This is a genomic window from Burkholderia sp. BCC0322, assembly GCF_902833045.1.
In the GTDB taxonomy this organism is placed as follows: Bacteria; Pseudomonadota; Gammaproteobacteria; order Burkholderiales; family Burkholderiaceae; genus Burkholderia.
Genome location: NZ_CADFDU010000001.1, coordinates 142,031 through 168,360, shown reverse-complemented (window position 1 = coordinate 168,360; position 26,330 = coordinate 142,031). Strand labels below are relative to the sequence as shown.

Here is a 26,330-nt window from a genome sequence, read left to right as displayed (position 1 = left end):
TTTCATGACGATGCCATGTCGGATCCGCACACTCCGGCCATCCGTAAAACGCGTGATGGCCCCGCCCGGCGGGCGTTGCGCGGCGCCTTCGTCTCTTGTCCGCGAGTGTTTCCATGCCTGCGTCTACCGCCCCGGCCCCGGCCGATGGTGTTCCGATTTCGCGTAACAGGCCCGTGCGTCCGAGCGCCGGACGTCTCGTGCTGAACGCGCTCGTCGCGGTATTCGGGCTCTACCTGTTGCTGCCGATCGCGCTGCTGCTGATCGGCTCGGTGGGCCAGTCGTGGACGAACACGCTACTACCGACCGGTATCACCGGGCACTGGTTCGCCGACCTGGCCGGCAATCGCAGCTTTACGCGCGCATTCGGCGTGAGCCTGACGGTGGCGCTGGCGTGCTGCGCGCTCAACGCGCTGATCGGCGTGCCGCTCGCCTATGCGCTGCATCATCGCGCGCAGGCCGGACGCGGCATGGCGACGCGCATCGTGATGCTGATGCCGGTGGCCGTGCCCGCGCTGACGCTCGGCTTCGGCTACATCGCGATCTTCAGCGGCGACACGCTGCCATGGCTCGGCACGCTGCCGCTGATGATCGCGGCCCACGCGGTGCTGACGCTGCCGTACCTGCTGCAGACGCTGCTCAGCGATCTGCGCCACCTCGGGCTCGCGCGCCTCGAGGCCTGCGCGGCGACGCTCGGTGCGACGCCGCTGCGCCAGTTCTTCACGATCGTGCTGCCGAACCTGCGGCACAGCCTGTTTTCGGGGCTCGTGATGGTGGCCGCGCTGTCGATCGGCGAATTCCAGATCTCGAACCTGATCGCCGGCTTTCGCTACCGCAATTATCCGATCGTGCTGCTGCAGGCGTTCTACGGCGCGTCGGGGATGGCATGCGCGGCCGCTGTCGTCCTGCTCGTCCTCGCCGTGCTCGCGACGCTCGTGTCGGTCGGCACCGTGCAACGTATGAAGTGAGTCCGTCATGAGTCTCGAGTTCGAACACGTCAGTTTCCAGTATCCCGGCGCGCGACACGGCGTCGACGACGTCACGCTGTCCGCCGCGCAAGGCGAACTGCTCGCGGTGATGGGGCGCAGCGGTTCCGGCAAGTCCACGCTGCTGCGGCTCGCGGCCGGCCTGCTCGAGGGCGGCCGCGGCCGCATCGCGATCGGCGGCGCCGACATGGCGGGCGTGCCGGTGTGGCGGCGCGAGGTGGGCATGGTGTTCCAGCACTACGCGCTGTTCCCGAACCTGTCGGTGGCCGACAACGTCGCGTACGGGCTGCGGATGCGCGGCGTCGCGGCGGACGCGCGACGGCGGCGTGCGCGCGAAATGCTCGAGCGCGTCGGCCTGGCGGCGCATGCGGAGCGCGGCATCGCGATGCTGTCCGGCGGGCAGCAGCAGCGCGTCGCGCTGGCGCGTGCGCTCGTGATCGAACCGAAGCTGCTGCTGCTCGACGAGCCGCTGGCGGCGCTCGATGCCGGCATCCGCCATCAGTTGCGCGACGAAATCCGCGCGCTGCAGCGGGCGTGCGGCGCGACGACGCTGCTCGTCACGCACGACCAGGACGAGGCGCTGAGCATGGCCGATCGCGTCGCGATCGTCGACGGCGGGCGGGTGCTGCAGGTCGGCACGCCGCGCGACCTGTACGAGCGGCCCGCATCCGCGCAGGTCGCGCGCTTCGTCGGGCATTCGACGCTGCTGCGCGGACGCGTGATCGCGCACGACACGGTCGATGTGCGTTTCGCGACGCTGCGCGCCGAGACCGGCGCGTATCAGCCGGGCACCGAGATCGAAGTGCTGGTGCGGCCCGAGCACGTGGAGGCCGATCCGCCGGAGCACGGCGTGAACCGCATCGACGGCTGTCCGGGCGAAGTGCGCTACTTCGGCGCGACGCAACGCTACGACTTCATTCCCGCCGGTTCGGCCGGCCCGCTGCTGTGCGAAGGCCGCGTGCCGGCCACACGGCGTATCGCGATCGAACCGCGCCATCTGCTCGTGCTGCCGGCCGCGCCGGCCGCCCAATGACCCTTTTCATTCAACGGAGATCCCCGATGCTTGCAGGCCACCCTCTTGTGAAGACCATGCGCGCCGGCGTGCTGGCGCTCTGCGCGTTCGCGGCGCTGGCTGCCGCGCCGGCGTTCGCCGCGCCGCTGTATCCGGGCGAGGACGCGCTGTATGCGAAGGCTGCCGACGAAGGGCTCGTCGTGTCGTTCGACACGGGCCCCGAATGGGCGAACTGGAAGGCGCTGTTCGCCGAGTTCCGCAAGCGCTATCCGAAGGTCGAGATCACGTACAACGACATCGGTTCGGCCGCGACCGTGGTCGCACTCGACAAGTCGCGCCGCCGTCCGCAGGCCGATACCGCGTACTACTTCGCCGCGTCGGCGCTCGATGCCGAAAGCAAGGACGTCGTCGCACCGTTCAAACCGCTGAACTTCGACAAGCTGCCGAACGTGTTTCGCGCCGCGGACGGCCGCTGGTTCGCCGTGCACTCGCTGAACATCGCGTTCCTCGTCAACCGCAAGCTCGTGAAGAACGTGCCGCAGCGGTGGTCCGACCTGCTGAAGCCGGAATACCGCAACGCGGTCGTCTATCTCGACCCGCGTTCGACCGGGCAAGGGCAGGTCGCGGTGTTCGCGGCCGCGTATGCGAACGGCGGCAGCGTCGAAAACCCGAAGCCCGGCGCGGAATTCTTCGGCAAGCTGAAAAGCGCGGGCAACGTGCTGCGCGTCGAGGGCACGACGCCGTATGCGAAGTTCGTGAAGGGCGAGATTCCGATCCTGATCGGCTACGAGAACGATGGCCTCAAAGCGAAGTACGTTGACGGCATGGGCGACGCGACCGACGTCGTGATTCCGCAGGACGGCAGCGTATCGGCGCCGTATGCGATGAGCCTCGTGAAGAACGGCCCGAACCCGTCGGCCGCGCAACTCTGGCTCAACCTGGTGATGAGCGACGTCGGGCAGGCGCTGTTCGCGCAGGGCTTCGTGCGGCCGGCCGTGCCCGGCACGCCGGTCGCGCCGGACGTCGCGGCGAAGCTGCCGAAGGCGCCGCAGGTGCGTCCGCTCGACGTGGCGAAGGCGGCCGCACGCAAGGCCGAGGTCGACCAGCTCTGGTCGCAGGCGACGCTCGGCAACTGAGGCGCGCGCGATGAAGACCTCCCTGGCGGAACGCGGCGCGCTGCGCCGCTTCGGCGCGGTGCCGGCGGCGGGATTGCTGGCGGTGTGCTTCGTGCTGCCGCTTGCCGCGCTGGTCGGCTCGGCCTTCACGGACGGCGGCCGTGCGTTCGGTGTGGTGCTGCGCGATCCGCTCGTCGCCGATGCGATCGCACGTTCGCTCGCGCTGGCGGTCGGCGCCGGCACGCTGTCGGTCGGTGTCGGCGTGCCGGTCGCGTTCGCGCTGGCGGGGCAGTCGCCTGCCCGCCGCCACTGGGCGCTCGCGCTGCTCGGCGTGCCGCTCGCGTTTTCCGGGCTGGTGATCGCTTACGGCTTCATCCTCGCGTTCGGCCGCGCCGGTTTCGTCACCACGCTGGCGGCGTCGCTGGGCGCGGACCCGAACGTGCTGGGCGGCGCGATCTACACGATGCCGGGGCTGGCGGTCGCGTATGCGTATTACCTGATTCCGCGGGTCGCGCTGATGATCTACCCGGCGCTCGCGAACCTCGACCGGCGGCCGCTCGAGGCGGCGCTGACGCTCGGCGCGCGGCCGTGGCGCGCGTGGCTCGACGTCGCGTGGCGCGAACTGTGGCCGTCGGTCGCGTCCGCGTGGTGCCTCGTCACGGCGATCGCGCTCGGCACCTACGGCACGGCGCTCGCGCTGGCCGGCACGCAGATCAACATCCTGCCGCTGCTGATGTACCTGAAGCTGTCGGACGGGCAAACCGATTTCTCGCAGGCGGCCGTGCTGTCGATCGTGCTGACGGCGATCTGCACCTGCGTTCTTGCATTGGGGGAAGGCCTTGTACGGCAACGACGTCATGGATGAGTGGTCGGACGCGGCGCGCGATGCGCTGGCGCAACTCGCGCAGCGGCAGCGCGGCACGCGGCGGCATCGCATGCCGGTCGGCGTGATCGGTCCGCGTGAGGCGACCGACGAGCAGATGCGGATCGCGGAACGGATCGCGCACGCGCTCGCGGCGACGGGCGTCGCGCTCGTCGGCGGCGGCAAGCAGGGCGTGATGGAGGCGGCCGCACGCGGCGCGCATGCGGCCGGCGGATGTGCGATCGGGCTGCTGCCGGAAGACGATGCGACGCTCGCGAATCCCTACCTGAGCGTCGCGCTGCCGACCGGGCTCGGCATCACGCGCAATGCACTCGTCGCGCGTGCGTCGCTGTGCCTGATCGCGGTTGGCGGCGGGCTCGGCACGCTGTCCGAGATCGCGCTCGGGTTGCAGTGGGGCAAGCCGGTGTTCGCGATTTGCGACGCGCCGCGCGTGGCCGGCGCCGAATGCTTCGACGAAGCGGATCCGCTCGTTGCGCGGGTCGCGCGGTGGCTGGCCGATTCGGGTTAGGGCCTGTTCACGCTCATAACGCACGTTCCCCTGTTTGGAAAAAATCATTCGTGGGGCCAGCGCAAGCCCGTTATTAGCGTGAACAGGCCCTAGCCCGGTGGCATGGGGTGACGGCTTCTCGTCCGGCGATCGTCTGCAGCGGACTTGAAATGGCGTGGGCAACTCGTCATATTGGCGATGCACGAACGTTCAACGACACCTCGAGAGGAATCCAGATGCGCCTGCTGCTTGCCCTGCTGCTGCCGTGGTTCCAGTTCTTCACGATCGGCCGCCCGATCGCCGGGATCATCTGCCTGATCCTGCAAATCACGATCATCGGCTGGCTGCCGGCCGCGATCTGGTCGGTGTATGCGCTGAGCCAGTACAAGACCGACCGGAAGATCGAGTCGGCGCTGCGCGGGCGGTGACCGATCGCGGAAGGGAATCCTGGCGCCATCCGAAGAGGACGATGCGGCTCACGAGCGCGGACATGGCCAAGCTCGCGGGTGTGCCGACGAAGACGATTCAGGATATCGAACGAGGTCGGGGCGACGGGACGGTGCAGACGATGAACCGCATCTTCGGCATGCGGGGATTGAAGCCCGGCGTCCTGCGACAGAACACGTCACATAGCCGGACGTGACGGCGCATCCGTCCTGTCGCCGGCAGCGCGTCCGTCTCGGGCTGCTACATCGGATTCTGCTTTCTCCCGCTCGCCGGCTATCCCGGCGTCGCCCCCTCCAGCGCCTCTGCCCGCGCCAGCAGCCAGTCGACGAAGGTGCGCAGCGACGGATCGTCGTCGTCGCGATACAGGCAGTGAAACGGCGGCCCTTCCAGGTGGACCTCCGGAAACAGTGCGACGAGCCGCCCGTGTTCGAGATCGTCGCGCACCACTGCGCGCGGCGCGAGGCACACGCCGAGCCCGCTCGCGGCAGCCTTGGTCATCAGGAAGAACTCGCGATAGAACGGCCCGCGCAGCGTCTCGGTGACGGCCGAGCCCGCCTGGTGGAACCAGTATTGCCACGCCTGCGGCAAGCCCGCGTAATGCAGCAGCGGCGCGTTGCGCAGGTCGGCCGGCGTACGCACCTGTTCGAGCACCGGGTGGCCGGGCGCGCACACCGGCACCGCGACGTTCGCGAGCAGCGGCCGCGACACGAATCCCTTGCGGCGCAGCTCCGGCGTATAACGGCGAACCACGATGTCGCAGGTTTCGTCGAACTGGTCGCGCTCGTTGTCGGGTGTCGCGACGAGTTGCACGTCGATATCCGGATGCTCGGCCTGGAACACGGCCAGTTGCGTGAGCAACCATCCGTGCGCGAATGACACCGACGCGTTGATCCGCACCGGATGGCCGCCGACGGGTTCGAACATCTGCCCCGTCGCCTGCGCGAGCCGGCCGAGACAGCTCGCGACGTCGACGAGGTAGTGCCGCGCGCGCGGCGTGAGCCGCAACGCGCGCCCGTCGCGCTCGAACAGCTTCTGCCCGAAGAACGATTCGAGCACGCGGATCTGCTGCGCGACGGCGCTCTGGGTCACGTTCAGCTCGTCGGCGGCGAGCGTGAGGCTCTGCAGGCGGCCCGCAGCTTCGAAGCTGCGCAGCGCGTTGAGGGGCGGCAATCGGCGCATCGTGAAATCGTGAAGAAAAGCTACACCGTGGGTTAAAAAATGTCGTTTGTGGCGGCTGGGGCGCCTCCCTATGATGGCGCCGACAGGAGAGAACGCCCCGATGACGATCATATCGCCACCCGATGCACGAGCAACCGGAATTCGCCACCGTCTTCGCCTCCGGCGCGCGGCGCGGCGCGCGATGCGCCGCCCGGCCGCAGTGTCGCCCGTGCGCGGCCGCGGCGCGCTGGCGCTCGCCTGTGCCGGACTGTTCGCGGCGCTGACCGGATGCGCGACGAAGCCGGACAACGAACGCCAGATCGGCAGCGGCGGATCGCTGGTGCGCTACAGTTCGAGCCAGACCGAGGTCGACCTGACCGATAGCGAGCAGCAGACGCTGCGCATGCTCAGCGACCGCTGCTATGCGGATGCGACGCAGGCGCGCGCGCTCGACGCGGTGGCTGGAGTGCTGCGCGCGCAGGGTTATGCGCCGGTGACGGTCGATCGCGATTCGGGGCTGGTGGAAGCGGGGCGCAGCGACACGCTGATCCCGAAATGGCGTCAGCTGTTGCGTGGTGCGCTGAAGGCGCGTATCGGAATGCTGCCGACGAAGCCCGATCACGAACGCGTGGCCGCGATCGTGACGGTTCGGGCGGGGCGGGACGCGCACGCGGCGATCGTGCGTGCACGATTCGATCGCACGGTGTGGGACAGTGCCGGCGATTCGCGTACCAAGACCGTCCTGGAGCCCGAGTACTACCAGGCGTTCTTCACGGAAGTGGACAAGGCGATGTGCACGACGAAGTGCGAGCGGTGAGCGGCGTGCCCGCTCGGTGTGTGAAAGCGGGGGCATGCGACCGCCCCGGCGGCGTGGCAGCGCCGGGATGCGCCCCGGCGTGCCACGCGGGTGAGGCCTACTTCACTGCAAACAGCGTCAGGTTCATGAAGATCTTGAACGCATAGCCGAGCGTGACGGCGCCGATCACGCCGCCCGCCCACAGGACGACGAACCACATCCAGCCGCGCATCCGCGACCGTGGCGCCGCGGCGGGGCGTTCGGCGGAATCAGTGGTGGTAGTAATGCTGGTCTTCATGGCGCACCTTGCCTCGGAATACCCAGTAGCCCATCGTCGTGTAGGCGATGATGATCGGGAGGATAACCGCTGCGCCGACCAGCGTGAAGGTCTGGCTGGAACGCGGCGCCGCGGCTTCCCAGATCGTCATCGTCTGAGGAATCGCATACGGGAACAGCGTGACGAGCAGGCCGACGTAGCCGAGCAGCACGAGTGCCAGCGCAAGCACGAACGGGGTCATGTCATGCCGGTCGCGCACCGCGCGACGCATCCACACCGCGCACCCGGCGACCAGGAACGGCACCGGCAGCAGGCGCCAGAACAGCCCCGAATCGAACCAGCGCTGCGCGATGGCCGGATCCTGCAGCGGCGTCCACAGGCTGACGACCGCGATGAAGCCGAGCAGCACGACCGTCAGCGGCCATACGACGCGATGCAGGCGCCGCTGGAGGTCGCCTTCCGTCTTCGCGACGAGCCAGCAGCAGCCGAGCAGCGCATAGGTCACGATCAGGCCGAGGCCGGTCAGCAGGCTGAACGGCGTGAGCCAGTCGAAGGCATTGCCCGCGAACGCGCCGTCCTTCACGTTGATGCCCTGCAGGAACGCGCCGAGCGCGATCCCCTGGAACATCGTCGCGCCGGCCGAGCCGCCGATGAACGCGAGATCCCACAGCTGCTTCGTGCGCCGCGCCTTCGCGCGGATCTCGAACGACACGCCGCGGAAGATCAGGCACACCAGCATGAAGATCAGCGGCAGGTACAGCGCGGACAGCACGGTCGAATAGACGACCGGGAACACCGCGAACAGCCCGGCGCCGCCGAGCACGAGCCACGTCTCGTTGCCGTCCCACACGGGCGCGACCGTGTTCATCATCAGGTCGCGTTCCTTCTCGTCCGGGAAGAACGGGAAGACGATGCCGATGCCGAGGTCGAAGCCGTCGAGCACGACGTACATGAAGAGCCCCAATGCGATGATCGCGGCCCAGATTACGGTGACGTCCATAGGATTTCTCGTGTGCGGAAAGGGTGGGGCTCAGACGGTCTCGAGCGGCTCGTCGACGGCCGACATCGGGCGGCGCGCGGTGTGATCGGGGCGCGTGTCCGGTGTGTCGTCGTGCTTCACGTCGGGCAGCGCGGGGCCGGCCTTCATCAGCTTCAGCATGTAGTACACGCCGGTGCCGAACACGAGGAAGTACACGATCACGAACGTCATCATCGACAGGCTGACCTGCTGTACCGACAGCGGCGACACGGCGTGCGCGGTGCGCATCACGCCATACACGACCCACGGCTGGCGGCCTGCTTCGGTTGTCACCCAGCCCGCGAGCAGCGACACGAAGCCGGTCGGGCCCATCACGAGCGCGAAGCGCTGGAACCCCTTCGATTCGTACAGGCGGCCGCGGCGGCGCAGGAGCCACGCGAGCGCGGCGAGGCCGATCATCGCGAAGCCGAGGCCGACCATGATCCGGAAGCTCCAGAACACGACGGTCGAATTCGGGCGGTCTTCCGGCGGGAATTCCTTCAGGCCGCGGATCTCGCCGTCCCAGCTGTGCGTGAGGATCAGGCTGCCGAGGTGCGGCACCTTCACCGCGTAGCGGGTCGTTTCCGCCTTCATGTCCGGAATGCCGAACAGGTTGAGCGGCGTGCCGCCCTTCTCGGTTTCCCACAGCCCTTCGATCGCGGCGATCTTCGCGGGCTGGTGCTTCAGCGTGTTGATGCCGTGCTGGTCGCCGATCACGGCCTGCAGCGGCGCGAGCACGAGCAGCAGCCACAGCGCCATCGAGAACATCTTCTTCACGCCCTTGTCGCGGCGGCCCTTCAGCAGGTGCCATGCACCGGTCGCGGCCACGACCAGCGCGGCGACGATGAACGCGGCGATCGCCATGTGGAACAGGCGATACGGGAACGACGGGTTGAAGATGATCGCGAACCAGTCGGTCGGCACGACGCGGCCGTCGACGATCTCGAAGCCCTGCGGCGTCTGCATCCAGCTGTTCGACGCGAGGATCCAGAACGTGGAGATCAGCGTGCCGATCGCGACCATCAGCGTCGCGCCGAAGTGCGCGCGCGGGCTCACGCGGTTCCAGCCGAACAGCATGATGCCGAGGAAGCCGGCCTCGAGGAAGAATGCGGTCATGACCTCGTACATCAGCAGCGGCCCGGTAACAGCGCCGGCGAAGCTCGAGAAGCCCGACCAGTTCGTGCCGAACTGGTAGCTCATCACGACGCCGGACACGACGCCCATCCCGAACGCGACCGCGAAGATCTTCGACCAGAACAGGCAGAGGGTCTTGTAGTACTGCTTGCCGGTTTTCAGCCAGCGATATTCGAGCACGGCGATGAAGCTGGCGAGGCCGATGCTCAGCGCCGGGAAGACGATGTGAAAGGAGACGGTGAACGCGAATTGCAGGCGGGCCAGATCGAGGGCCGAAAGAGCGGTGTCCATACCAGTTGACCGAGGCTGACGATACCCGCCGGCGGGTGCCGGCGGACCCCGGCGCACGGGCGTCGGGGTTGGCTGGAGTATGGGCCGCGATGTTGCGCCGCGAAATGCGCCAACTCGTCGCAGATGTCCAGCCCGCCGTGCGCAATTTCGGGATAAATCATTGATTCGTATCAAGAAGGCCGCTTGCGGCGCGCGCGGTCGCGGCGTGGCGGTCTGACGCACGTGCGTCAATATGGCGCGTCGCGTCATCGGAACGGTTTGGTGCGGATGCAAACGCCGCGTGACATTGCCCCATGCGGCGCCGGTGCGCGGCCGAACCGTTGCAATGCGTTATCGCGTAACGCGCCCGGCCGCGCCGGCGGGCCGTGGCCGATGGGGTCTGTCACATTGGTAACGCCGCGCAACATTGGCGCGTGCGCCCGTAATGGATGGCGGATCGCGCGCGGCGTAGCGTTCGGTATGTCGGGTTCGCATCGACGAACCGCCAGCCGGAGAACGTGACGTGAATGGATTGAAGCTCGCACTGGGCGCGGTGGCCGCAGTGGCGATCGCGACGGGCGGCGCGGCGCATGCCGCCCGGGTCGGAGTCTATATCGGCCCCGGCTATCCGTATTACTACCCCGTCGTCCCTGCGCCTTACTACTACCCGCCGCCCGTCGTCGCGGTGCCCGTCGATCCGGGGCCGCCGCCCGAGTACGTCGAGAAGGGGCAGCCGCAGGACGATGGCGACGCGAACGTCTGGTACTACTGCGACGCGTCGAAGCATTACTACCCATATGTGAAGACCTGCAAGTCGGGCTGGCGATCGGTGCCGGCGCGGCCGCAGTGACGGAGACGCGACGATGAAATCCGTATTTCGACCTTTGCGCGTGCCGGCCGCGCTGGCGCTGGCCGGCCTGCTCGGCGCGTGTGCGTACATCCCGACCGGGCCGAGCGTGATGGCGTTGCCCGGCACCGGCAAGTCGTTCGACCAGTTCCGCGCCGACGATGCGAACTGCCGTCAATATGCGTTCCAGCAATCGGGCGGCGTGAGCGCGGGCCAGGCGTCGACCGCGAGCGCGGTCGGCAGCGCGGCCGTCGGCACGGCACTGGGTGCGGCAGCAGGCGCGGCGTTCAACGGCGGCACGGGGGCGGCCGTCGGCGCAGGCGCGGGGCTGCTCGCGGGCAGCGTGGTCGGCGCCGGTGCGGCGCAAGGCTCGGCCTACGACATTCAGCGCCGCTACGACTACGGCTATCTGCAATGCATGTACGCGACCGGCAACCGTGTGCCGGTGCCGGGCGGGATGAGCGGCGGTGGCGGCGGTGGTGGCGGTGGTGGGTATGGCGGTGGCGGATATGGCGGCGCACCGCGCGCGGCGCCGCCGATGCCGCCGGCGGGCGTTCAGCCGCCGCCGCCGCGCTACTGACGGTGGTACGGGCGGTGCCGTGCGGCATGGCGCGCAGGTGCGCCCAGTGCGCCGTGCGCGCTTCAACCGTCGGTACGCACACGCCGCATGAATTGCGTACACTCTGAGTCTCGTTTCGGCAGGGCCGGACGCATCGGTTCCGGTCCGCGTTTACCCAGGACTCAGCGATGATCGATTTACGCAGCGATACCGTGACACGTCCGAGCCAGGCAATGCTGGCCGCGATGACTGCCGCCGAAACCGGCGACGACGTATGGGGTGACGACCCGACCGTGCTGCGCCTGCAGGCGGTGATGGCGGAGCGGGCCGGCAAGGAAGCCGGCCTGTTCTTCCCGAGCGGCACGCAGAGCAACCTGGCCGCACTGATGGCCCATTGCGAGCGTGGCGACGAGTACATCGTCGGCCAGCTCGCGCACACCTACAAGTACGAAGGCGGCGGCGCGGCCGTGCTGGGCAGCATCCAGCCGCAGCCGATCGAGAACGCGCCGGACGGCACGCTGCCGCTCGCGAAGATCGCCGCGGCGATCAAGCCGATCGACAATCACTTCGCCCGCACGCGCCTGCTCGCGCTCGAAAACACGATCGGCGGCCAGGTCTTGCCGGAAAGCTATGTGCAGGAAGCCACCGCGTTCGCGCGCAGCCGCGGGCTGTCCCTCCACCTCGACGGCGCGCGCGTGTGCAACGCGGCCGTCGCGTCGGGCCGTTCGATCGCCGAGCTGTGCGCGCCGTTCGACAGCGTGTCGATCTGCTTCTCGAAAGGGCTCGGTGCACCCGTCGGCTCGGTGCTGGTCGGCAATCGTGTGCTGATCGAGCGTGCGCAGCGCTGGCGCAAGGTGCTCGGCGGCGCGATGCGCCAGTCGGGCATTCTCGCGGCGGCCTGCCTGTATGCGCTCGACCACAACGTCGAGCGGCTCGCGGACGATCACGCGAATGCCGCGCATCTCGCTGAGGGCCTCGCACGCATCGACTCTGTGAAGGTGCTGTCGCACGCGACGAACATGGTGTTCGCGCAATTCCCCGAAGCCGATTGCGCGCCGCTCGAGGCGTGGCTCAAGGCGCGCGGGATCCTCACGCAGATGCTGTACGCGTCGCGCTTCGTCACGCACTGCGACGTGTCGCGCGCCGATATCGATACGTTTATCGACGCGGTCGGGACGTATTTCGCGCAGCGCCGCGCGTAAGGTGGAATGCGCCGGCCGGCGGGGCGCCGGCCCGATGTGGCGCAAAGCAGGAGGCGGAGCGGCGAAGCGGCAATCCGTCTGTCGATATCGGGCGAGCCGGCGGATTACGCTTTGCGGGGTGCGTCGGCGGGCGGTGTGCCGTCGTGGAACAGCGCTTGCAGTTGCGTGCGCAGTTCGGCGCTGTCGGTGTGCTGGTGCACCTGTACCGCATGCTGCACGGCGGCCTCCAGGAGTTCGTTGTCGGAGTCGGCGGAAATCGCGACCGAGCAATGCATCGCGCTGGGAAACTCGCGGCAATCGATGTAGCGGCGAGACATGATCTTCTCCTTGCGGGAAAGGGAATGGCCGGGTGTGCGTGATCGGCCGCGCGGCGCGCGCGAGGCCGATGGAAAAAGTATAGGCGGCGCGGCGGGGATTCTTGCCGTCAGGTGTACCGCGCCGCTCAAACGCGCGTCACGGCAGCGGCGCGAGCAGCCGGCGCGCCGCTTCGACGACCCGCTCGGACAATGACGCCATCGTCGGCGACTGCACGGTCCACGCGTGCCAGTAGAGCGTGACGTCGGTCGGATGCGCGGGCGCGAGATCGACGAGCCCCTGCGTGTCGAGCGGCGCACTGCCGATCAGCGGCTCCGGCACCATCGCGTAGCCGAGCCCGTGGCGCACCGCCGCGAAGTGCGAATGGGTGCCCGGCACGTAGTGGCACGGGTACGCGCCCTCGGGCAACCCGAACTTCTCCTTCAGGAACGACGACTGCAGCGTGTCGCGCCGCGAATACGCGACGACGGGCGCCTTGCGCGCGCTCGTGCGGTTCAGCCCGCGCGGAAACCAGCGCACCGCGAACGCGGCGGCCGCGAGCAGCCGGTAGCGCATCGTGCCGAGCGGCGTCGCGAGGCAGCCGCGCATCGGCTTCGGCTCGGTCGTCACGCAGCCGACCGCCATCCCGCTTTCGAGCAGCGCGAACGTGTGGTCCTGATCCTCGACGATCAACTCGAACAGGATGCGCTCGCCCGCGAGCACCGACGTCAGCGCCGGCAGGAACCACGTACCGAGGCTGTCGGAGTTGAGCGCGATCGTGACGGAGATCGGCGATTCGCGCTCGGTCGCGAGCGTGCTTTGCAGGTCGGCCTGCAGCAGCGCGACGCGGCGCAGGTGCTGCAGCACGCGCTGCCCGGCCACCGTCGGGCGGCACGGCCGCGTGCGCAGCACGAGCGGCGTGCCGAGGCTGGCCTCCAGCGCGCGAATCCGCTGCGTGACGGCGGATGCGGTCACGTGCAGCCGTACGGCCGCCTGCTCGAAGCTGCCGGTGTCGGCGACGGCCAGCAGCGCGGCGGCTTGCTTCGAATCGATCGTCAGAGACATGGATCAGATAGCCCGAGACAGATTGTGATACTCAAAACGATGAAGCCTTGTTGGTTATGGCGTTGCGGCCGATCATGACGCTTGGTGATCCAGTGTGACATGCCAATCGGTTCCACCTTGGGATCAAACCGTGACCGATTCGACATGCGGAGCCAGATGGTCTGGCGTGAGATGCGCATACCGGAGAACCATGTCGTCACTCGACCCTCCACCCGGTTCCTTCAGTCGCTCGAGCGGTGGGCCATGCTGAGCGCGCCAGCTAGCCCAAGTGTGCCGCACACCGTGGAATCGAAAATTCTCGACGTTGGCCCGCACACATGCGGCGAGCCATTGTTCTCGATCCCACGACGTGATCCGCTTGCCGTTTCGGACGAACGCAGACCGGTGATGCTTGCCGATCTGCTTGCGGATGAGTCCGATCGCCTCGCTGTTCAGTGCAGCGCAACGCCGATCGACTTACCCGCCTTCGCCTGATCTGGATGAATCCATGCGCGACCAGTCATCAGATCGAGTTGCGACCATTCGAGGCCGAGAATGTTGTCTTGTCCAAGCCCGGTCGCAAACCCGAAGGCTGCAACATCACGCATCCAGTCGCGATTGAGTTCGCGATCCAGCGAATCCGGTTGCTGGACGCTTTGGTGCACGTCAGTATCGGTGCTCGATCGATCCACTCCGACCTTGCGGCCGCGTTGAGCATGCCGAGTATCGTTGCAAGAGACCGGTTTCGCGTTGCTACCGAGGCCGCCTCGTCCGGACGCCAGCGGCCACACTTTTCCGGAAGCGCTTCCATGATCTCGGCCGACGTTCGGGAGGCGATGCGGCGCCCCTGAAAATACGTGCCGAAGTGTCGTGGGTGGCCCACGAAGTGGACGTCATTTCGCTTCGCCGCGTGCTCGTTGAGGTATCTCGCCACGGCCTCCTCGCAGACATAGCGTCGCCGCTCCCCGAGCTTATGCACGCGTCACCGTTCCGCTTTCAGCTTGTCGTGATACTCGTCCGCTTCCTTCCGGTCGGCAGTCCCACAAGAGCGGCGTATTCTTTCTCCGCCTGGCGTACGAAGATCGAGGCAATAGACGCCGCCGCGCTTTCGGACGGACCTTGGTAACGCGCCTTTCCTTCCGTCCGCGCCGGTCGATCGGCATTGTAACCGGACGATTTCGATTTCAGAATTTCAGGCCGAATTCACCACGCCCCTCGACATCGTCGAGCGGTTCGCGCTCCGGTTGCTGGATGAGAGGGTGAACGGCCAGTGCGTGGAGTGCCGGGGGGCGGGTGTCGTGCGTCGCGTGCGTCCCGTCACGATGTCAATGCACGTGTGCAATGTATGTGGGGGCAGCGGAAAAGTGTGTGTGTCGGAAACGTATCCCGTTCTTCGAAAGGCGTAACGGGTCGTTGGTCTTTCTGGAATGCGAACTAAGCGACGACTGCGGCGGGTGGGGGAGAATCGCTGCGCCGTCGGCTTCGGATCGGAAGGGGCGGCACATTTGTCCCGACTGTTCCGGTTCCGGCAAGCGGCAGGTCGATGACGCTGGTCGGCGCGCACGCGCTCGGCGTATCGCTCGACGCGTATCGGCGGAACCGGTCGTGGCGCTTTCACGGCATGCTCGCGCTGTTGGATACGGTAGATGGATCGGTGTACGACGCATTGTGTCGGCGATTGCGGGGATGAAACGGAGTCCATTTCAAGAGCGGATCGCGTAGATTCCGCGCATCCTTTACCGCGTCACTGGATACGTGGGCGACCGCGCACTCGTGTCGCAACAATCGCACGACAGACGTACTGAATCGCGGGAGCGCCGCGACCAACAACGACAACTGTCTGTCGGGATCTGTTGGGCGGGCGTTCGCCCTGACGAAATGAATGCCGAAGCCCCGAATGCGAAAGTTCTCAGGGCTTTTTTGTGAGCGGCTCAACCCGCGCCCCGGCGCCGATTCTTCGGCAGCGGGGCGCTTTCGTTTCAAGTCCTGACACTGACACGTGAGCTGGGTTCGGGAATAGGGAATGCGGCCTCCTTACTGTGAGCCGCTCGGTGTGAAAACATCTTGCCCTACATTGGTGTGCTTCCACGAAAATTGGGCGAAAGCGTTTGCGTAGTAGTAGAGCGCGGTGATAGTCGGCGTGCCGTTCGTCACTCGACAAAGTCCTGACCACGTCGTAATGCTGTTGTAGCTGGCTGAACTATTGTTCCAGTTTACGGAAAAAGTAAGCAGCGTAACTTGATCAAGCCCGCTATTTGAAGGCGGCGCGGCATAGTACCAACCGGAGAGCGAAAATGTCTGCCCTGTCGTTCCGGAAGGCGAAATATACGTGCCTTGAATGGCACCCGTTCCCGAAACGGCGCCGATTTTCATGGTTGAGCCCAGCTCATTGCGCCACGAGCCGATCGGGTTCTGGCAAGTTGGGGGGGAGAGAGCCGTTTCGGCCCATGAGGGTGATGTGAGCGTCCCCAGGATAGCGAGCGACGCGAGCGTTTTCTTCATTTTGGTTTCCTTTCGTGTGATTGTGCGGATCCCGCATATGGGCTCAACCACGACGTGGTGAACCTGACCCCCAATCCGACACATAATTGCGCGAGCTCGACTGATGATTCCTGGTGGCGGCAATCATCCCTTTAAGAGATTTGATCGAGTGGGTGATTTATTCTCGCGATCGTTTCCATTAACAATGGCGGGAAAAATTGATCAAGCGAGAGTGGTCTTGGATGTTTGATTATTCAATGTGTATTTTTATCTGGGGCGTTAATTTGAAATTCAGAATAGGTTGATCGAGGGGGATTTGCAAGAATGCAAATTGGATTTTGGTGAATTTTTCGGATCAATAAATGTTGGATTTGTGGTGATGCGGGGCTCAATTTTTCGAGCGTCGTGGGGGGTGAATTAAATGAAATTGTTATCGATTCTTTTTTGATTATGTGCTGGATCATTGACGACGCGTAGGCGCGGTCCCTCCCCGTGGCGCGGATGCACCAATAGAAGACGAAATCCGCTAGGTGAAAGCCTCGCGTTTTTTTACTTTGGAGACGCAGCAATACGATGCAAGGCGAGCGTTGGACCGCGTGAGATCTGGTCGACGCGGGATGAAGATCGAAGCATGGGGCGCGTATTCCGAATACGACCCATAGAGTCTGCGCTGTGATTCGGCGGATCGCGACGACGGTGTGGGTGCGCAAACACAGTACGGGGCTAGCATGGCAGTCGATGGTGCCCCATCTTCGAATGCCTGATACAGCAGTGCTTCTTCCCGCTTCTGCCCGCGTGCCTGGCCGACCCGCTGATTCATTGACACAACCAGGGCGTTTAACCCGATGAATGAGGTTCGGCTAGTCGGCGATGGGCGTTTTACCGTGTCTGCAAAACCAACGTTTCATCATTGGTTACCGAACTTTCGCGGTCCTGCAACTGTAGGCAAGAAATTGACCTCGGTGTGGAAATGAAGTCGAACCGGCGGTGGCGGGCAGCGCGCCGGCCGGGCCTCAGCACGGCTCCGCGCTCTTGAGGTGCAGCGAGCCTTGATGATCGATCGTCATCGACATGTCGGTGGAACTCCAGTGAACGTAAGGCGGGAGCCGCCGGAAGTGTAAGTCAGTGCGTACCAGCGGCCGGGTGCGGCGCAACGTCCGGTTGCACCGCATTCTTCGTCGGAATCGACCACGGTAAGCCGCACGCCGGTGGCGCGTGCATTTTGACCTACGCTATAGGAACGCGCGAAACCCGGCATGTGCCATGCCGGCACTTCGCGCGCGGACGATCGCGCGTCGCGCGCAAGCCGCGACGCGGGCGTCGTGACGATTCCCACTTGATGGAGACGAACATGTCGATTCGACTAGGCGAGGACGCGCCCGATTTCACCGCGGAGACCACCGAGGGAACGATCCGCTTTCATGAATGGATCGGCGACCACTGGGCCATCCTGTTTTCCCATCCGAAGGATTTCACGCCGGTGTGCACGACCGAACTCGGCTACATGGCCGGGCTCAAGCCGGAATTCGACAAGCGCAACACGAAGATCATCGGGCTGTCGATCGATCCGGTCAGTGATCACCGGAAGTGGGTGGCGGATATCGCTGAAACGCAGGGGCACGCGGTCAACTATCCGCTGATCGGCGACGACGAACTGAAGGTCGCGAAACTGTACGACATGATTCACCCGAATGCGAGCGGCGGCCCGCGCACGGCGGTCGACAACGCGACCGTGCGCTCGGTGTTCGTCATCGGGCCGGACAAGAAGGTCAAGGCGATGCTCGTCTATCCGATGAGCGCGGGGCGCAACTTCGACGAGGTACTGCGCCTGCTCGACGCGCTCCAGCTCAACGCGAAGCATACGGTGGCGACACCGGTGAACTGGAAGCCCGGCGACGATGTCATCATTCCGACGTCGGTGTCGGACGATGCTGCGAAGCAGAAGTATCCGGAAGGCTTCCGGACGCTGAAGCCGTACCTGCGCTACGTGACGCAGCCGCGCTGACGCGCCGTGCGGGCCGGATGCCGGAGGACCACGACGGGGCGGCCCGCGCGACAGCGGCGGTGCGGCGCGGGCCGGGCAATGCGCATCAAGTCCGTATGAAGCACGCATCAAACAAGCAGCAACCAGCGACGGAGCGACTTCGCGATGATCTTCCGGCAACTCTTCGACCCGCAATCGTCGACGTACACGTACCTGCTCGCCGACCGCGCGTCGCGCGAAGCGCTGCTGATCGATCCCGTGTTCGAGCAGGTGCGCCGCGACGCGGCGCTGCTTGACGAACTCGGGCTGCGGCTCGTCGCGACCGTCGACACGCACGTGCATGCCGATCATGTGACGGGCGCATGGCTGCTGAAGCAACGCACGGGCAGCACGATCGCGATCTCGGCCGCGAGCGGCGCGCAGGGCGCCGATCGTTACCTGAACGACGGCGACCGCTGCGCCTTCGGCGCACGCTACCTGACCGTGCGCGCGACGCCCGGCCACACGAGCGGCTGCATCAGCCTCGTGCTCGACGACGAATCGATGGCGTTCACCGGCGATTGCCTGCTGATTCGCGGCACGGGCCGCACCGACTTCCAGCAAGGCGACCCGCGCGCGCTGTATCGCGCGGTGCACGGCCGGCTCTTCACGCTGCCGGCCGCGTGCCTGCTGTATCCGGCTCACGACTATCGCGGGCTCACGGTGACGAGCGTCGGGGAGGAGCGGCGCTTCAATCCGCGTCTCGGCGGCGATCTGAGCGAAGACGATTTCGCGGGCTACATGCGCAACCTCGGGCTCGCACATCCGCGCCAGATCGACGTCGCGGTACCGGCGAACCTGCAGTGCGGTGTCGCCGCGCACGCGCCCGATGCGCAGGCGACAGCCGACTGGGCGCCGCTCGTCTATACGTTCGCCGGATTCTGGGAAATCGATCCGCAATGGCTCGAGGATCATCTGCCGGCCGTGCAGGTCGTCGACGTGCGCGAACCGGACGAATTCACGGGCCCGCTCGGCCATCTGCCCGGTGCGACGCTTATCCCGCTCGGCCAACTGGCCGCGCGCGCCGGCGAGATTGCGCGCGACCGGCCGGTCGTGACCGTGTGCCGGGCCGGCGGGCGATCCGCACAGGCGACCGTGATCCTGCGGAAGGCCGGCTTCGACGCGGTCGCGAATCTCGGCGGCGGGATGCTGCGCTGGCGCGCCGAAGGGCGCGTCGTGATGGACGGCCGGTCGTAACGGCCCGAGTCGCACGACAAAAAATTCCGGATCGCTGTCGAAACGGCAGCGTGCCGTTCGTCGTCAAGGTATCCGATCATGTGGCGCCGCATCACGCGGCGCCGAAACCCTGAGAGACCGCACGATGATGCCGACCCTGTATGCCCACCCCTTTTCGTCCTACTGCCAGAAGGTGCTGACTGCGCTATACGAGAACGGCACGCCGTTCGAGTATCGCGTGCTCGCGCACGACGATCCGAAGCCGATGCAGGAACTGGCCGCGCTGTGGCCGCTGAAACGCTTTCCGGTGCTCGTCGATGCCGGCCGCACGGTGATCGAGGCGTCGATCATCATCGAGTATCTCGGCCTGAATCATCCGGGCCCCGTGCGCCTGCTGCCCGACGATCCGCATGCGGCGCTCGAGGTGCGGGTGATGGATCGTTTCTTCGACAACTACGTGTCGACGCCGCAGCAGAAGGTCGTGCACGACGCGTTGCGTCCGGAAGCCGAGCGCGATGCGCGCGGTGTTGCCGATGCACGCGCGATGCTGGAGACGTCGTATGCGTGGCTGGACAAGAAGATGACCGATCGCGAATGGGCGGCCGGCGATCGCTTCAGCCTCGCCGACTGCGGCGCGGCGCCGTTCCTGTTTTACGCTGACTGGACGCACCGGATCGATCCGTCGTTCGCGAACGTGATTGCGTACCGCCAGCGTCTGCTGGCGCGGCCGTCGTTCGCGCGCGCGGTCGACGAGGCGCGGCCGTTTCGATCGTTCTTTCCGCTGGGCGCGCCTGAGCGCGACTGATCGGCGCGGCCGTCGCGCGGCGCGCGGTTGCCGCGCATGGCCGGCAGCGGGTGCCGGGGCGACGGCGGAACGTAAGCAGCGGCAGCATCGTGGCGTCTCCCCGTTACATCGTGTGGGTGGCCGACCGTGCAAGCGTCGGCAACGCGTCGAACTGCGCGATCAGCTCGAAGCACGGCAGGAACGTGAGCGTACAGGCCGGCGCGGGGAAGCGCCGGATCATCGCCAGCACCTGCGGCGCGAAGCGCGAGCGGATCGCGTGATGCATCAGCGGACCGCACGTGATGCGGGTGACGAAGATCTGGATCGTGGTGTCGAAATGGTTCATGTCGTGCGGCCGGCAGGATCTGGAAGCGCGCTCGCACCGGAGCGCAACGGGGGGCAAGTATGTCACCCGTTATTTCGAAGAAAATGCAAAAAAATACCGGGAATCCCCTGATAAAACGGGGCCGTGCGGTGGGGCCGGATGGGTGAGCGCCGCGTGGCGGGGCGCATCGAATCGTCCGGCGTTTTCGCATCGATGCATCCGGCCGCCGGAAAAATAATCGGTTGAACTGGACATTCGTTCGAGCCGGTGCGGACCTTGAGCGGATTGGGCGCTTTTCATGCCGAATGCGCACGAATCTGCCAGGCATGCGCAGCGGCATGCGTGCGCTGATCGAAAATGAAAGAAAAGGCGGGCAAGCCCGGTGGGCCTGCCCGCCACGCGTGTGCGATGCGGAAATTCAGTGGCGCCAGATCCGCACGGCGAGCGCGGCCAGCGACGTGACGACGGCCAGCGCGGTCACCGCATTCCAGCCCAGTTGCGCGAGCAACAAACTGCCGATCGCGGCGCCGGCCGCCATTCCGATGAACATGCCGACGAACAGCACCGCATTGAGGCGGCTGCGCGACGCCGGGTCGATCCGGTAGACGATCGCCTGGTGCGCGATCAGCGTGGCCTGCACGCCCAGGTCGAAGCCGATCGTCGCGCCCGCGAGCAGCACGAGCTGCGCATGCGGCGACATCAACGGCGCGGCGGCCATCGACGCGAACGACACCGTCGCGATGCCGATGCCGATGCGCGTGACGCGCTCGGGGCCATGATGGTCGGCCAGGCGTCCGGCAATCGGCGCGGCCAGTGCGCCGGCCGCGCCTGCAAGGCCGAAGGCGCCCGCCGCTGCGCTGCCGAGGTGGAACGGTGCGCCGTGCAGCATCACCGCGAGCGTCGACCAGAACGCACTGAACCCGACGGCCAGCAGCCCCTGCGCGAGCGCGGCGCGGCGCAGCGCCGGATGCTGGCGCCACAGCGCGCCGAGCGACCCGATCAGTGCGCGATACGGCAGGCGCGTGGTCGGCTCGAAGTGCGGCAGCCCGCGCGCGGCCACGATGCCGATCACGGCGACGCTGGCGGCCGCGAGCGCGAACATCGCGCGCCAGCCGGCCGTCTCGGCGACGAACCCGGCCACGACGCGCGACAGCAGGATGCCGAGCAGCAGCCCTGTCATCACCGTGCCCACGATACGGCCGCGATGCGTGTCGTGCGCGAGCGTCGCGGCCGCCGGCACGACGTCCTGCGCCATCGTCGCGGCGAGGCCGATCGCGAAGCTCGCCGCGAGCAGCAGCCCGAGCGACGGCGCGATGGCGGCGAGCAGCAGCGCGATGACCAGCGTCGCGGCCTTGGTCACGATCACGCGGCGGCGGTCGAAGCGGTCGCCGAGCGGTGCGAGCAGCAGGATGCCGAGCGCATAGCCGAGCTGCGTGAGCGTCGGCACGAAGCCGATCGCACGTGCCGACGCACCGAGATCGGGCCCGAGCGCGCCGAGCATCGGCTGCGCGTAGTAGAGCGGGGCGACGCCGAGGCCGGCGGCGGCCGCGAGCAGCAGCACGAGTCGGCGGTCGGGCATCGAATGGGCGGCCGGGTGGGCCGGGGCGTGTGCGGCGCGGGGCGCGGCATCGAGACGGGACGGGGTGGACATCGCGTACATCCTCGGTGGCATAAAGGGATGGACGCGAGTGTGGCGGTACGCAGCCGGCGACGGTAGTGCCGTCCTGCGCAGATTTGTTATACGCTCCACGCATGACCGAAAAACCTCCCTTCTCTCCCGCAGCTGGCGGGTCTCCGCCCATTCGGGCCGTGCCGGTGGACGGCGCGGGCTATCGTTTCGAGCTGATGGAAACCTTCGTGCGCATAGTCGAGGCCGGCAGCCTGTCGGCCGCTGCCGCGCGATTGCATACGACGCAGCCGACGATCAGCCGGCGGCTGCAGGCGCTCGAACGCTCGCTTGGCGTGCGCCTGCTGCAGCGGACCACGCACACGATGCGGCTGACCGTCGACGGCGAGCGCTGCTTCAAGCGCGCGAAGGAACTGCTGGCGAACTGGGCGGCGTTCGAGGCCGATCTGCGCGGCGCCCAGGAGGAGCCCGACGGACTGCTGCGGGTCGCGGTGCCGCACGCGTTCGGGCAGGAGCGTTTCGTCGAGCCGCTCGCGCGGTTCCTGCGCGACTATCCGCGCGTGTCGGTCGAGTGGCTGCTGCAGGACGAGGTGCGGGATTTCGTCGGCAGCGGCATCGATTGCGCGATCCAGGTGGGTGAGCCGACCGATCCGGCCGTCGTCGCGATCCGGCTTTCGAAGGTGCCGCGCTTCGTCGTTGCCGCGCCGTCCGTGCTGAACGGCGCCGACGTGCCGGCCGACCCCGACGCGCTGGCCGCGCTGCCGTGGCTCGCGCTGCGCACGTACTACCGCACTGAACTGGCGCTCACGCATTCGGTCACGGGCGAGACGCGACGCATCGCGATCCGCCCGCGCATCACGACCGCGAACCTGTACGCGCTGCGCAGTGCGGCGCTGCTGGGGGTGGGCGCGTGCGTCGGCTCGTCATGGATGCTGGCCGATCACCTCGCGCGCGGCGAACTCGTGCACCTCGCGCCCGATTGGCAGGCCGCGCCGTTGCCCGTCTACCTGACCTACCCGCATGCGCAGTTCTATCCGTCGCGGCTCGTGCGGTTCGCCGCGATGATGCGCGAGGCGGTGCCGGGGCTCGTCGAAGGGCGCGACGCCTGACACCCGACGCGAGAGGCGCCGGGCGGCCACGGCGGCTTCAACCGCGCCGGATGCCTTCGGGCAGCGCGCTGATGCGGCGCACCTCGGGCGAATCGAGCCATGCGCGCGACGTCGCGCAGTCGGCGAACATGTCGGTCGCATCCTCGCCCCAGAACAGGTCGCCGTCGAGTTCGAAGGTCGGCACGCCGAATACGCCATGTGCGATCGCATCGTCGGTGTTCGCGCGCAGCGCGTCCTTCACCGGCTGGGCGTCGACGGCCGTCACGCCTTCCGGAAAGCCGACGGCTTCGCACAGCGCGGCGAAGCCTTCCGGCGTCGACACGTCCCGGCCGTCGTGCCAGATATGCCGGAAGATCTGCCGGATCGCGTCGGGGGAATTGCCCATCGCGATCGCGAGGCGCAGCGGTTTGATCGGATTGAACGGATGCGCGGGCGGCATCCGGAACGGGATGCCGAGCTTGTCCGCGCGATATTGCGCGTGGCGATAGGTGAAGACGCGTTTCGCCGCGATCTCGGCCGGCGCTTTCTGGCCCCAGTGTGAGAGCAGTGCGCCGAGCACGATGGGCCGCGGCTCGAACGCGGCGGCGGCCGGCAGCCGGTCGAATTGTTCCTGCTGCAGGTAGGCGAACGGAGAAACGAAATCGAAATACCAGGTGGCGGTGCGCGCGGCGTTCATCGCGAGAGTCTCCTCGTGCGGATCCGGATGGGTCGGGTGCGGACCAGTGTCGCACGCGGCGGCGTTTCGCGCTGCCGCATCGCCTGCCCGCCGCCGGCGCGGACGGCCGCTACGTGGCCTCCACCAGCGCCGCGAGCCTCGCCAGCGCCATCTGCCAGCCGGTCTCGTTGTCGGCGGCCGGCACGCCGGGCGGCACCCCGTCGTGCACGGCGTCCACGCGCGTGCCGCCCGCTTCGTCGGACAGCGTGATCGTGATCGTCATCGCGCCGCGCAGCATCGGATCGTCGGTCTCGAACACGTCGATCTCGACGATCCGCTCGTCGGGCACGAGCGTGACGAAGCGGCCGTGATAGGTATCGGTGCGCACGGTGGTCTTGCCGGCGCCGGCCGACGGCGCGTCGTAGCTCAGCGACACGCGCAGCGCGCCGCCTTCGCGCGCGTCGTATGCATGCACGCGGCACGTCATGCCGTCGGGCACCTTCCATTGCTCGACCGCGTGCGGATCGAGCAGCGCGCGGTAGACGCGGCTGCGCGGCGCGTTCAGGTGCCGGCTGACCCGGGTCGATTGCGTGTGCGTGTGCAACATGTTGCCTCCCGCGGAGTGCGCGCGACGGTGCGCGCCGGCGGCCGGCGTGTCGTCACGCTTCCTTCAGGAATCCTAGACGTGCGCGACGCGGCATGCAATGACCGCGCACCCGCCACGCCCAGCGCAGCGCGGCCGCGAAGGCGTCGAATTGCGTGATGCAGATGTTCAGGCCCTCGAAAAAACCGGGCGCTTCATGACGTTCGCGGGTGGGGGCGTCCGAATGCATCACGCCCGCTTCGTAGCGGCTGCCGGCAGCGTCGTCGGCTATCCGAACGGCGCTGCAACGGAAATTTTCATCGCGTAGGATGATGGGGCAGTAACACGCGCCGACCGGGTGCGGCGTTGCCGCAAGCCCGCCGCCGTTGCGCGAGCCGCGACGACCGGCCGGTGCTCCTTCCGATCCGGACGCACGCCGAACCCGCGCGTGCGGCCCACCTGACTACCGGAGATGGCATGACCGAATCCGTTACCGTTCGCCGTGTCGGCGCGGACGAAGCGAAGACCTGTATCGATGCGCTGGCCGACGTGCTGATCGATTGCGTCGAGGGCGGCGCGTCCGTCAGCTTCATGTTGCCGATCGAGCGGCCGACCGCCGTCGCGTTCTGGACGAAGGTCGCCGACGGCGTCGCGAACGGCGAGCGCATCCTGCTCGTTGCCGAGGACGCGGCCGGCCGGATCGTCGGCACCGTGCAGGTCGTGACCGCGCAGCCCGAAAACCAGCCGCATCGCGCGGATATTTCGAAGATGCTCGTGTCGCGGCACGCGCGCCGGCAGGGCATTGCCGCGCGGCTGATGGCGGCGGCCGACACGGCCGCGCGCGACGCCGGCAAGACCGTGCTCGTGCTCGATACCGTGACGGGCGGCGACGCGGAGCGGCTGTACGAGCGGGCCGGCTGGCAGCGTGTGGGCGTCGTGCCGAACTACGCGCTGATGCCTGACGGCACGCTCTGCGCGACGACGTATTTCCACAAGCAACTCGCATAGCCGGGCGCGCGATGCAATCCGTTGCGCCGATGCTCGTGTTCCTCACGCTGGCGGCCGGTCTCGTCGCGCTGCTCGCGCCTGCGTGGCTCGCGGCCGCGTGGCGGCGCCGCACGCAGGTGCCGTGGCGCGTGTTCTTCTACGGGATGCTGACCTTCTTCGTGTTCCAGCCGGTATTGCGCATGTCCTGGCAGATTCCGCTGTACCGCTGGCTCGCGCACGACCCGCGCTGGCACCTGCCGATGCTCGTGTTTGCGGCGTTGACGGCCGGGCTCTTCGAGGAATGCGGGCGCTGGGTTGCCTTCCGCTATCTGCTGCCGAAGCGGCATGACGCGCCGACGGCCGTGATGCTCGGACTCGGGCACGGCGGGCTGGAGGCGATGCTGCTGGTCGGCGTCGGGTTTCTCGCGCTCGGCACGGGCTATCTGCTCGCGCACGCGGGTGTCGTGGTGCCCGAGGGCGTGCGGTCGCTGATCGGGTCGCAGTTCGCCGGCATGACGCTGGCGTCGCCGTTTCTCGCGCTGCTCGAACGCACGAGCGCGCTGGCTGCGCATGTCGGCCTGTCGCTGATCGTGTTGCAGACGTTCGTGCGCGGGACGAAACGCTGGCTGGCGTATGCGATTGCGCTCCATTTCGCATTCGACCTCGCCGTCGTGCTGCTGACGCGGTACTGGCATGTCGATACGGTGCTGATCGAGGCGATCCTGTTCGCATCCGGTGTCGCGCTCCTGTTGCTGGGCATTCGCTGGAGCCGCCGGCCGACGGGTGCCGGCGACGCGGGCACCGGGCATATCGCCTGATGGTCTGGGTCCGGTTCAGCCATGTGCAGCGGGGTTCAGCCGCCGGATGGCCGGCGCATGGCCCGCACGCCACCGGCTGACGAGGCTCAGGGCCATGCCGGCCGTGACGATTGCGAAAGCCGCCCCCAGATGAGCGCCGCGAGCAATCCGTAGCCAATGCCGGCGAGCCGTTCGTTTCCGTTCATGTCCTGTCCCTGTCGTGCGGCCGTTGCGAGCCGGTAGAGGACAAGGATGCG

Annotated in this window: 30 protein-coding genes and 2 pseudogenes; 18 read left to right on the top strand and 14 right to left on the bottom strand. The window is 67.2% G+C overall.

Annotated features, from left to right (window positions below):
* Positions 1-113: 113 nt before the first annotated feature.
* The 7 genes from HWX39_RS00815 (at position 114) to HWX39_RS00785 (ending at position 5,123) form a co-directional block, all read left to right on the top strand.
* Complete coding sequence (locus HWX39_RS00815) at positions 114-965, top strand: ABC transporter permease subunit (RefSeq protein ID WP_175965133.1); 852 nt, start codon at positions 114-116, stop codon at positions 963-965.
* A gap of 7 nt (positions 966-972) precedes the next feature.
* Positions 973-2,016, top strand: coding sequence for an ABC transporter ATP-binding protein (locus tag HWX39_RS00810; RefSeq protein ID WP_175965132.1), 1,044 nt, complete (start codon positions 973-975; stop codon positions 2,014-2,016).
* 26 nt (positions 2,017-2,042) lie between these two features.
* A complete protein-coding gene (locus HWX39_RS00805) occupies positions 2,043-3,131 on the top strand; it encodes an extracellular solute-binding protein (RefSeq protein WP_175965131.1) in 1,089 nt (362 codons plus the stop codon).
* 10 nt (positions 3,132-3,141) lie between these two features.
* On the top strand, positions 3,142-3,975 hold the full coding sequence (locus tag HWX39_RS00800) for an ABC transporter permease subunit (RefSeq protein WP_175965130.1): 834 nt from the start codon (positions 3,142-3,144) through the stop codon (positions 3,973-3,975).
* On the top strand, positions 3,968-4,501 hold the full coding sequence (locus tag HWX39_RS00795) for a TIGR00725 family protein (RefSeq protein WP_175965129.1): 534 nt from the start codon (positions 3,968-3,970) through the stop codon (positions 4,499-4,501). Before HWX39_RS00800 ends, HWX39_RS00795 begins: the two co-directional genes overlap by 8 nt.
* A gap of 215 nt (positions 4,502-4,716) precedes the next feature.
* Positions 4,717-4,908: a YqaE/Pmp3 family membrane protein gene (locus HWX39_RS00790; RefSeq protein ID WP_175965128.1), complete on the top strand. Its 192-nt coding sequence runs from the start codon at positions 4,717-4,719 to the stop codon at positions 4,906-4,908.
* A gap of 62 nt (positions 4,909-4,970) precedes the next feature.
* Positions 4,971-5,123 carry a hypothetical protein gene (locus tag HWX39_RS00785; protein WP_244134865.1) on the top strand — a complete coding sequence of 51 codons (153 nt, stop codon included), beginning with the start codon at positions 4,971-4,973 and terminating at the stop codon, positions 5,121-5,123.
* 77 nt (positions 5,124-5,200) lie between these two features.
* On the opposite strand, the gene HWX39_RS00780 is transcribed toward HWX39_RS00785, so the two are convergent.
* Positions 5,201-6,106, bottom strand: coding sequence for a LysR substrate-binding domain-containing protein (locus HWX39_RS00780; protein ID WP_244134864.1), 906 nt, complete (start codon positions 6,104-6,106; stop codon positions 5,201-5,203).
* A gap of 181 nt (positions 6,107-6,287) precedes the next feature.
* Between HWX39_RS00780 and HWX39_RS00775 the strand changes: the two genes are divergently transcribed.
* Entirely contained in the window at positions 6,288-6,902 is a 615-nt protein-coding gene (locus tag HWX39_RS00775) for a hypothetical protein (RefSeq protein ID WP_244134863.1), read from the top strand.
* Positions 6,903-6,999: 97 nt separating this feature from the next.
* On the opposite strand, the gene HWX39_RS00770 is transcribed toward HWX39_RS00775, so the two are convergent.
* Genes HWX39_RS00770 through HWX39_RS00760 form a run of 3 tightly spaced genes read right to left on the bottom strand, consistent with a single transcriptional unit; the run spans position 7,000 to position 9,601 of the window.
* Positions 7,000-7,179 (bottom strand): hypothetical protein, encoded by a 180-nt coding sequence (locus HWX39_RS00770; protein WP_175965126.1) that lies wholly within the window; start codon positions 7,177-7,179, stop codon positions 7,000-7,002.
* A complete protein-coding gene (gene cydB, locus HWX39_RS00765) occupies positions 7,151-8,158 on the bottom strand; it encodes a cytochrome d ubiquinol oxidase subunit II (RefSeq protein ID WP_175965125.1) in 1,008 nt (335 codons plus the stop codon). The genes HWX39_RS00770 and cydB overlap by 29 nt, the downstream gene beginning before the upstream one ends.
* 30 nt (positions 8,159-8,188) lie before the next feature.
* Positions 8,189-9,601: a cytochrome ubiquinol oxidase subunit I gene (locus HWX39_RS00760; protein ID WP_175952640.1), complete on the bottom strand. Its 1,413-nt coding sequence runs from the start codon at positions 9,599-9,601 to the stop codon at positions 8,189-8,191.
* Between the two features lie 502 nt (positions 9,602-10,103).
* Between HWX39_RS00760 and HWX39_RS00755 the strand changes: the two genes are divergently transcribed.
* The 3 genes from HWX39_RS00755 (at position 10,104) to ltaE (ending at position 12,188) form a co-directional block, all read left to right on the top strand.
* On the top strand, positions 10,104-10,430 hold the full coding sequence (locus tag HWX39_RS00755; RefSeq protein WP_175965124.1) for a hypothetical protein: 327 nt from the start codon (positions 10,104-10,106) through the stop codon (positions 10,428-10,430).
* Between the two features lie 13 nt (positions 10,431-10,443).
* Positions 10,444-11,007, top strand: coding sequence for a YMGG-like glycine zipper-containing protein (locus HWX39_RS00750; RefSeq protein WP_175965123.1), 564 nt, complete (start codon positions 10,444-10,446; stop codon positions 11,005-11,007).
* Between the two features lie 167 nt (positions 11,008-11,174).
* Entirely contained in the window at positions 11,175-12,188 is a 1,014-nt protein-coding gene (ltaE, locus tag HWX39_RS00745) for a low-specificity L-threonine aldolase (protein WP_175965122.1), read from the top strand.
* A 104-nt stretch (positions 12,189-12,292) separates the two neighbouring features.
* On the opposite strand, the gene HWX39_RS00740 is transcribed toward ltaE, so the two are convergent.
* The 4 genes from HWX39_RS00740 to HWX39_RS36025 all read right to left on the bottom strand — a co-directional run bounded on the left by HWX39_RS00740 (position 12,293) and on the right by HWX39_RS36025 (position 14,191).
* On the bottom strand, positions 12,293-12,505 hold the full coding sequence (locus HWX39_RS00740; RefSeq protein WP_175965121.1) for a DUF1059 domain-containing protein: 213 nt from the start codon (positions 12,503-12,505) through the stop codon (positions 12,293-12,295).
* 136 nt (positions 12,506-12,641) lie between these two features.
* On the bottom strand, positions 12,642-13,547 hold the full coding sequence (locus HWX39_RS00735; protein WP_175965120.1) for an HTH-type transcriptional regulator ArgP: 906 nt from the start codon (positions 13,545-13,547) through the stop codon (positions 12,642-12,644).
* 123 nt (positions 13,548-13,670) lie between these two features.
* Positions 13,671-13,946 carry a tyrosine-type recombinase/integrase gene (locus HWX39_RS36030; RefSeq protein ID WP_244134921.1) on the bottom strand — a complete coding sequence of 92 codons (276 nt, stop codon included), beginning with the start codon at positions 13,944-13,946 and terminating at the stop codon, positions 13,671-13,673.
* A 32-nt stretch (positions 13,947-13,978) separates the two neighbouring features.
* Entirely contained in the window at positions 13,979-14,191 is a 213-nt protein-coding gene (locus HWX39_RS36025) for a hypothetical protein (protein ID WP_244134862.1), read from the bottom strand.
* Between the two features lie 878 nt (positions 14,192-15,069).
* On the opposite strand from HWX39_RS36025, the gene HWX39_RS36020 reads away from it, so the two are divergent.
* Positions 15,070-15,216, top strand: a complete 147-nt coding sequence (locus HWX39_RS36020) for a hypothetical protein (RefSeq protein WP_244134861.1) — start codon at positions 15,070-15,072, stop codon at positions 15,214-15,216.
* A 344-nt stretch (positions 15,217-15,560) separates the two neighbouring features.
* Here HWX39_RS36020 and HWX39_RS00725 read toward each other — a convergent pair whose 3' ends face one another.
* Positions 15,561-16,028, bottom strand: coding sequence for an avidin/streptavidin family protein (locus HWX39_RS00725; RefSeq protein WP_175965119.1), 468 nt, complete (start codon positions 16,026-16,028; stop codon positions 15,561-15,563).
* Between the two features lie 1,330 nt (positions 16,029-17,358).
* Here HWX39_RS00725 and HWX39_RS00720 point away from each other — a divergent pair.
* From HWX39_RS00720 to HWX39_RS00710, 3 genes are all read left to right on the top strand, one after another.
* The gene (locus tag HWX39_RS00720; protein ID WP_175965118.1) at positions 17,359-18,012 is read left to right on the top strand and encodes a peroxiredoxin; all 654 of its coding nucleotides are present in this window, start codon (positions 17,359-17,361) and stop codon (positions 18,010-18,012) included.
* 144 nt (positions 18,013-18,156) lie between these two features.
* The gene (locus HWX39_RS00715; protein ID WP_175965117.1) at positions 18,157-19,227 is read left to right on the top strand and encodes an MBL fold metallo-hydrolase; all 1,071 of its coding nucleotides are present in this window, start codon (positions 18,157-18,159) and stop codon (positions 19,225-19,227) included.
* A 124-nt stretch (positions 19,228-19,351) separates the two neighbouring features.
* Positions 19,352-20,011 carry a glutathione S-transferase family protein gene (locus HWX39_RS00710; RefSeq protein ID WP_175965116.1) on the top strand — a complete coding sequence of 220 codons (660 nt, stop codon included), beginning with the start codon at positions 19,352-19,354 and terminating at the stop codon, positions 20,009-20,011.
* A gap of 103 nt (positions 20,012-20,114) precedes the next feature.
* Here HWX39_RS00710 and HWX39_RS00705 read toward each other — a convergent pair.
* Together HWX39_RS00705 and HWX39_RS00700 are read right to left on the bottom strand one after the other, a co-directional pair.
* Positions 20,115-20,267, bottom strand: a pseudogene (locus HWX39_RS00705) (phosphoesterase); the annotation flags it as partial.
* 466 nt (positions 20,268-20,733) lie between these two features.
* Positions 20,734-21,966: an MFS transporter gene (locus HWX39_RS00700; RefSeq protein WP_175965115.1), complete on the bottom strand. Its 1,233-nt coding sequence runs from the start codon at positions 21,964-21,966 to the stop codon at positions 20,734-20,736.
* Between the two features lie 101 nt (positions 21,967-22,067).
* Here HWX39_RS00700 and HWX39_RS00695 point away from each other — a divergent pair, with 101 nt between their 5' ends.
* Entirely contained in the window at positions 22,068-23,051 is a 984-nt protein-coding gene (locus HWX39_RS00695; protein ID WP_175965114.1) for a LysR family transcriptional regulator, read from the top strand.
* Positions 23,052-23,088: 37 nt separating this feature from the next.
* On the opposite strand, the gene HWX39_RS00690 is transcribed toward HWX39_RS00695, so the two are convergent.
* The 3 genes and pseudogenes from HWX39_RS00690 to HWX39_RS36735 form a co-directional block, all read right to left on the bottom strand.
* Entirely contained in the window at positions 23,089-23,727 is a 639-nt protein-coding gene (locus tag HWX39_RS00690) for a 2-hydroxychromene-2-carboxylate isomerase (RefSeq protein WP_175965113.1), read from the bottom strand.
* A gap of 109 nt (positions 23,728-23,836) precedes the next feature.
* The gene (locus tag HWX39_RS00685; protein ID WP_175965112.1) at positions 23,837-24,313 is read right to left on the bottom strand and encodes an SRPBCC family protein; all 477 of its coding nucleotides are present in this window, start codon (positions 24,311-24,313) and stop codon (positions 23,837-23,839) included.
* A 121-nt stretch (positions 24,314-24,434) separates the two neighbouring features.
* Positions 24,435-24,593: pseudogene (locus tag HWX39_RS36735) on the bottom strand (polyketide cyclase); the annotation flags it as partial.
* 173 nt (positions 24,594-24,766) lie between these two features.
* On the opposite strand from HWX39_RS36735, the gene HWX39_RS00675 reads away from it, so the two are divergent.
* Both HWX39_RS00675 and HWX39_RS00670 read left to right on the top strand, forming a co-directional pair.
* Positions 24,767-25,297, top strand: a complete 531-nt coding sequence (locus HWX39_RS00675) for a GNAT family N-acetyltransferase (protein WP_175965110.1) — start codon at positions 24,767-24,769, stop codon at positions 25,295-25,297.
* Between the two features lie 11 nt (positions 25,298-25,308).
* Positions 25,309-26,094, top strand: a complete 786-nt coding sequence (locus tag HWX39_RS00670) for a YhfC family glutamic-type intramembrane protease (RefSeq protein ID WP_175965109.1) — start codon at positions 25,309-25,311, stop codon at positions 26,092-26,094.
* Positions 26,095-26,330: the final 236 nt, after the last annotated feature.

What these genes read in the sequence shown, in the direction of transcription:
- HWX39_RS00795 (WP_175965129.1), top strand. Translation starts at nt 3,968, where the DNA reads ATGGATGAGTGGTCGGACGCGGCGCGCGATGCGCTGGCGCAACTCGCG.
- HWX39_RS00775 (WP_244134863.1), top strand. Translation starts at nt 6,288, where the DNA reads ATGCGCCGCCCGGCCGCAGTGTCGCCCGTGCGCGGCCGCGGCGCGCTG.
- HWX39_RS00735 (WP_175965120.1), bottom strand. Translation starts at nt 13,547, where the DNA reads ATGTCTCTGACGATCGATTCGAAGCAAGCCGCCGCGCTGCTGGCCGTC.
- HWX39_RS00770 (WP_175965126.1), bottom strand. Translation starts at nt 7,179, where the DNA reads ATGAAGACCAGCATTACTACCACCACTGATTCCGCCGAACGCCCCGCC.
- HWX39_RS00750 (WP_175965123.1), top strand. Translation starts at nt 10,444, where the DNA reads ATGAAATCCGTATTTCGACCTTTGCGCGTGCCGGCCGCGCTGGCGCTG.
- HWX39_RS00780 (WP_244134864.1), bottom strand. Translation starts at nt 6,106, where the DNA reads ATGCGCCGATTGCCGCCCCTCAACGCGCTGCGCAGCTTCGAAGCTGCG.
- cydB (WP_175965125.1), bottom strand. Translation starts at nt 8,158, where the DNA reads ATGGACGTCACCGTAATCTGGGCCGCGATCATCGCATTGGGGCTCTTC.
- HWX39_RS00740 (WP_175965121.1), bottom strand. Translation starts at nt 12,505, where the DNA reads ATGTCTCGCCGCTACATCGATTGCCGCGAGTTTCCCAGCGCGATGCAT.
- HWX39_RS00710 (WP_175965116.1), top strand. Translation starts at nt 19,352, where the DNA reads ATGATGCCGACCCTGTATGCCCACCCCTTTTCGTCCTACTGCCAGAAG.
- HWX39_RS00725 (WP_175965119.1), bottom strand. Translation starts at nt 16,028, where the DNA reads ATGAAGAAAACGCTCGCGTCGCTCGCTATCCTGGGGACGCTCACATCA.
- HWX39_RS00675 (WP_175965110.1), top strand. Translation starts at nt 24,767, where the DNA reads ATGACCGAATCCGTTACCGTTCGCCGTGTCGGCGCGGACGAAGCGAAG.
- HWX39_RS00685 (WP_175965112.1), bottom strand. Translation starts at nt 24,313, where the DNA reads ATGTTGCACACGCACACGCAATCGACCCGGGTCAGCCGGCACCTGAAC.
- HWX39_RS00815 (WP_175965133.1), top strand. Translation starts at nt 114, where the DNA reads ATGCCTGCGTCTACCGCCCCGGCCCCGGCCGATGGTGTTCCGATTTCG.
- HWX39_RS00800 (WP_175965130.1), top strand. Translation starts at nt 3,142, where the DNA reads ATGAAGACCTCCCTGGCGGAACGCGGCGCGCTGCGCCGCTTCGGCGCG.
- HWX39_RS00700 (WP_175965115.1), bottom strand. Translation starts at nt 21,966, where the DNA reads ATGTCCACCCCGTCCCGTCTCGATGCCGCGCCCCGCGCCGCACACGCC.
- HWX39_RS00805 (WP_175965131.1), top strand. Translation starts at nt 2,043, where the DNA reads ATGCTTGCAGGCCACCCTCTTGTGAAGACCATGCGCGCCGGCGTGCTG.
- HWX39_RS00690 (WP_175965113.1), bottom strand. Translation starts at nt 23,727, where the DNA reads ATGAACGCCGCGCGCACCGCCACCTGGTATTTCGATTTCGTTTCTCCG.
- HWX39_RS00785 (WP_244134865.1), top strand. Translation starts at nt 4,971, where the DNA reads ATGGCCAAGCTCGCGGGTGTGCCGACGAAGACGATTCAGGATATCGAA.
- HWX39_RS00720 (WP_175965118.1), top strand. Translation starts at nt 17,359, where the DNA reads ATGTCGATTCGACTAGGCGAGGACGCGCCCGATTTCACCGCGGAGACC.
- HWX39_RS00695 (WP_175965114.1), top strand. Translation starts at nt 22,068, where the DNA reads ATGACCGAAAAACCTCCCTTCTCTCCCGCAGCTGGCGGGTCTCCGCCC.
- ltaE (WP_175965122.1), top strand. Translation starts at nt 11,175, where the DNA reads ATGATCGATTTACGCAGCGATACCGTGACACGTCCGAGCCAGGCAATG.
- HWX39_RS36020 (WP_244134861.1), top strand. Translation starts at nt 15,070, where the DNA reads ATGACGCTGGTCGGCGCGCACGCGCTCGGCGTATCGCTCGACGCGTAT.
- HWX39_RS00810 (WP_175965132.1), top strand. Translation starts at nt 973, where the DNA reads ATGAGTCTCGAGTTCGAACACGTCAGTTTCCAGTATCCCGGCGCGCGA.
- HWX39_RS00790 (WP_175965128.1), top strand. Translation starts at nt 4,717, where the DNA reads ATGCGCCTGCTGCTTGCCCTGCTGCTGCCGTGGTTCCAGTTCTTCACG.
- HWX39_RS00670 (WP_175965109.1), top strand. Translation starts at nt 25,309, where the DNA reads ATGCAATCCGTTGCGCCGATGCTCGTGTTCCTCACGCTGGCGGCCGGT.
- HWX39_RS00715 (WP_175965117.1), top strand. Translation starts at nt 18,157, where the DNA reads ATGATCTTCCGGCAACTCTTCGACCCGCAATCGTCGACGTACACGTAC.
- HWX39_RS00760 (WP_175952640.1), bottom strand. Translation starts at nt 9,601, where the DNA reads ATGGACACCGCTCTTTCGGCCCTCGATCTGGCCCGCCTGCAATTCGCG.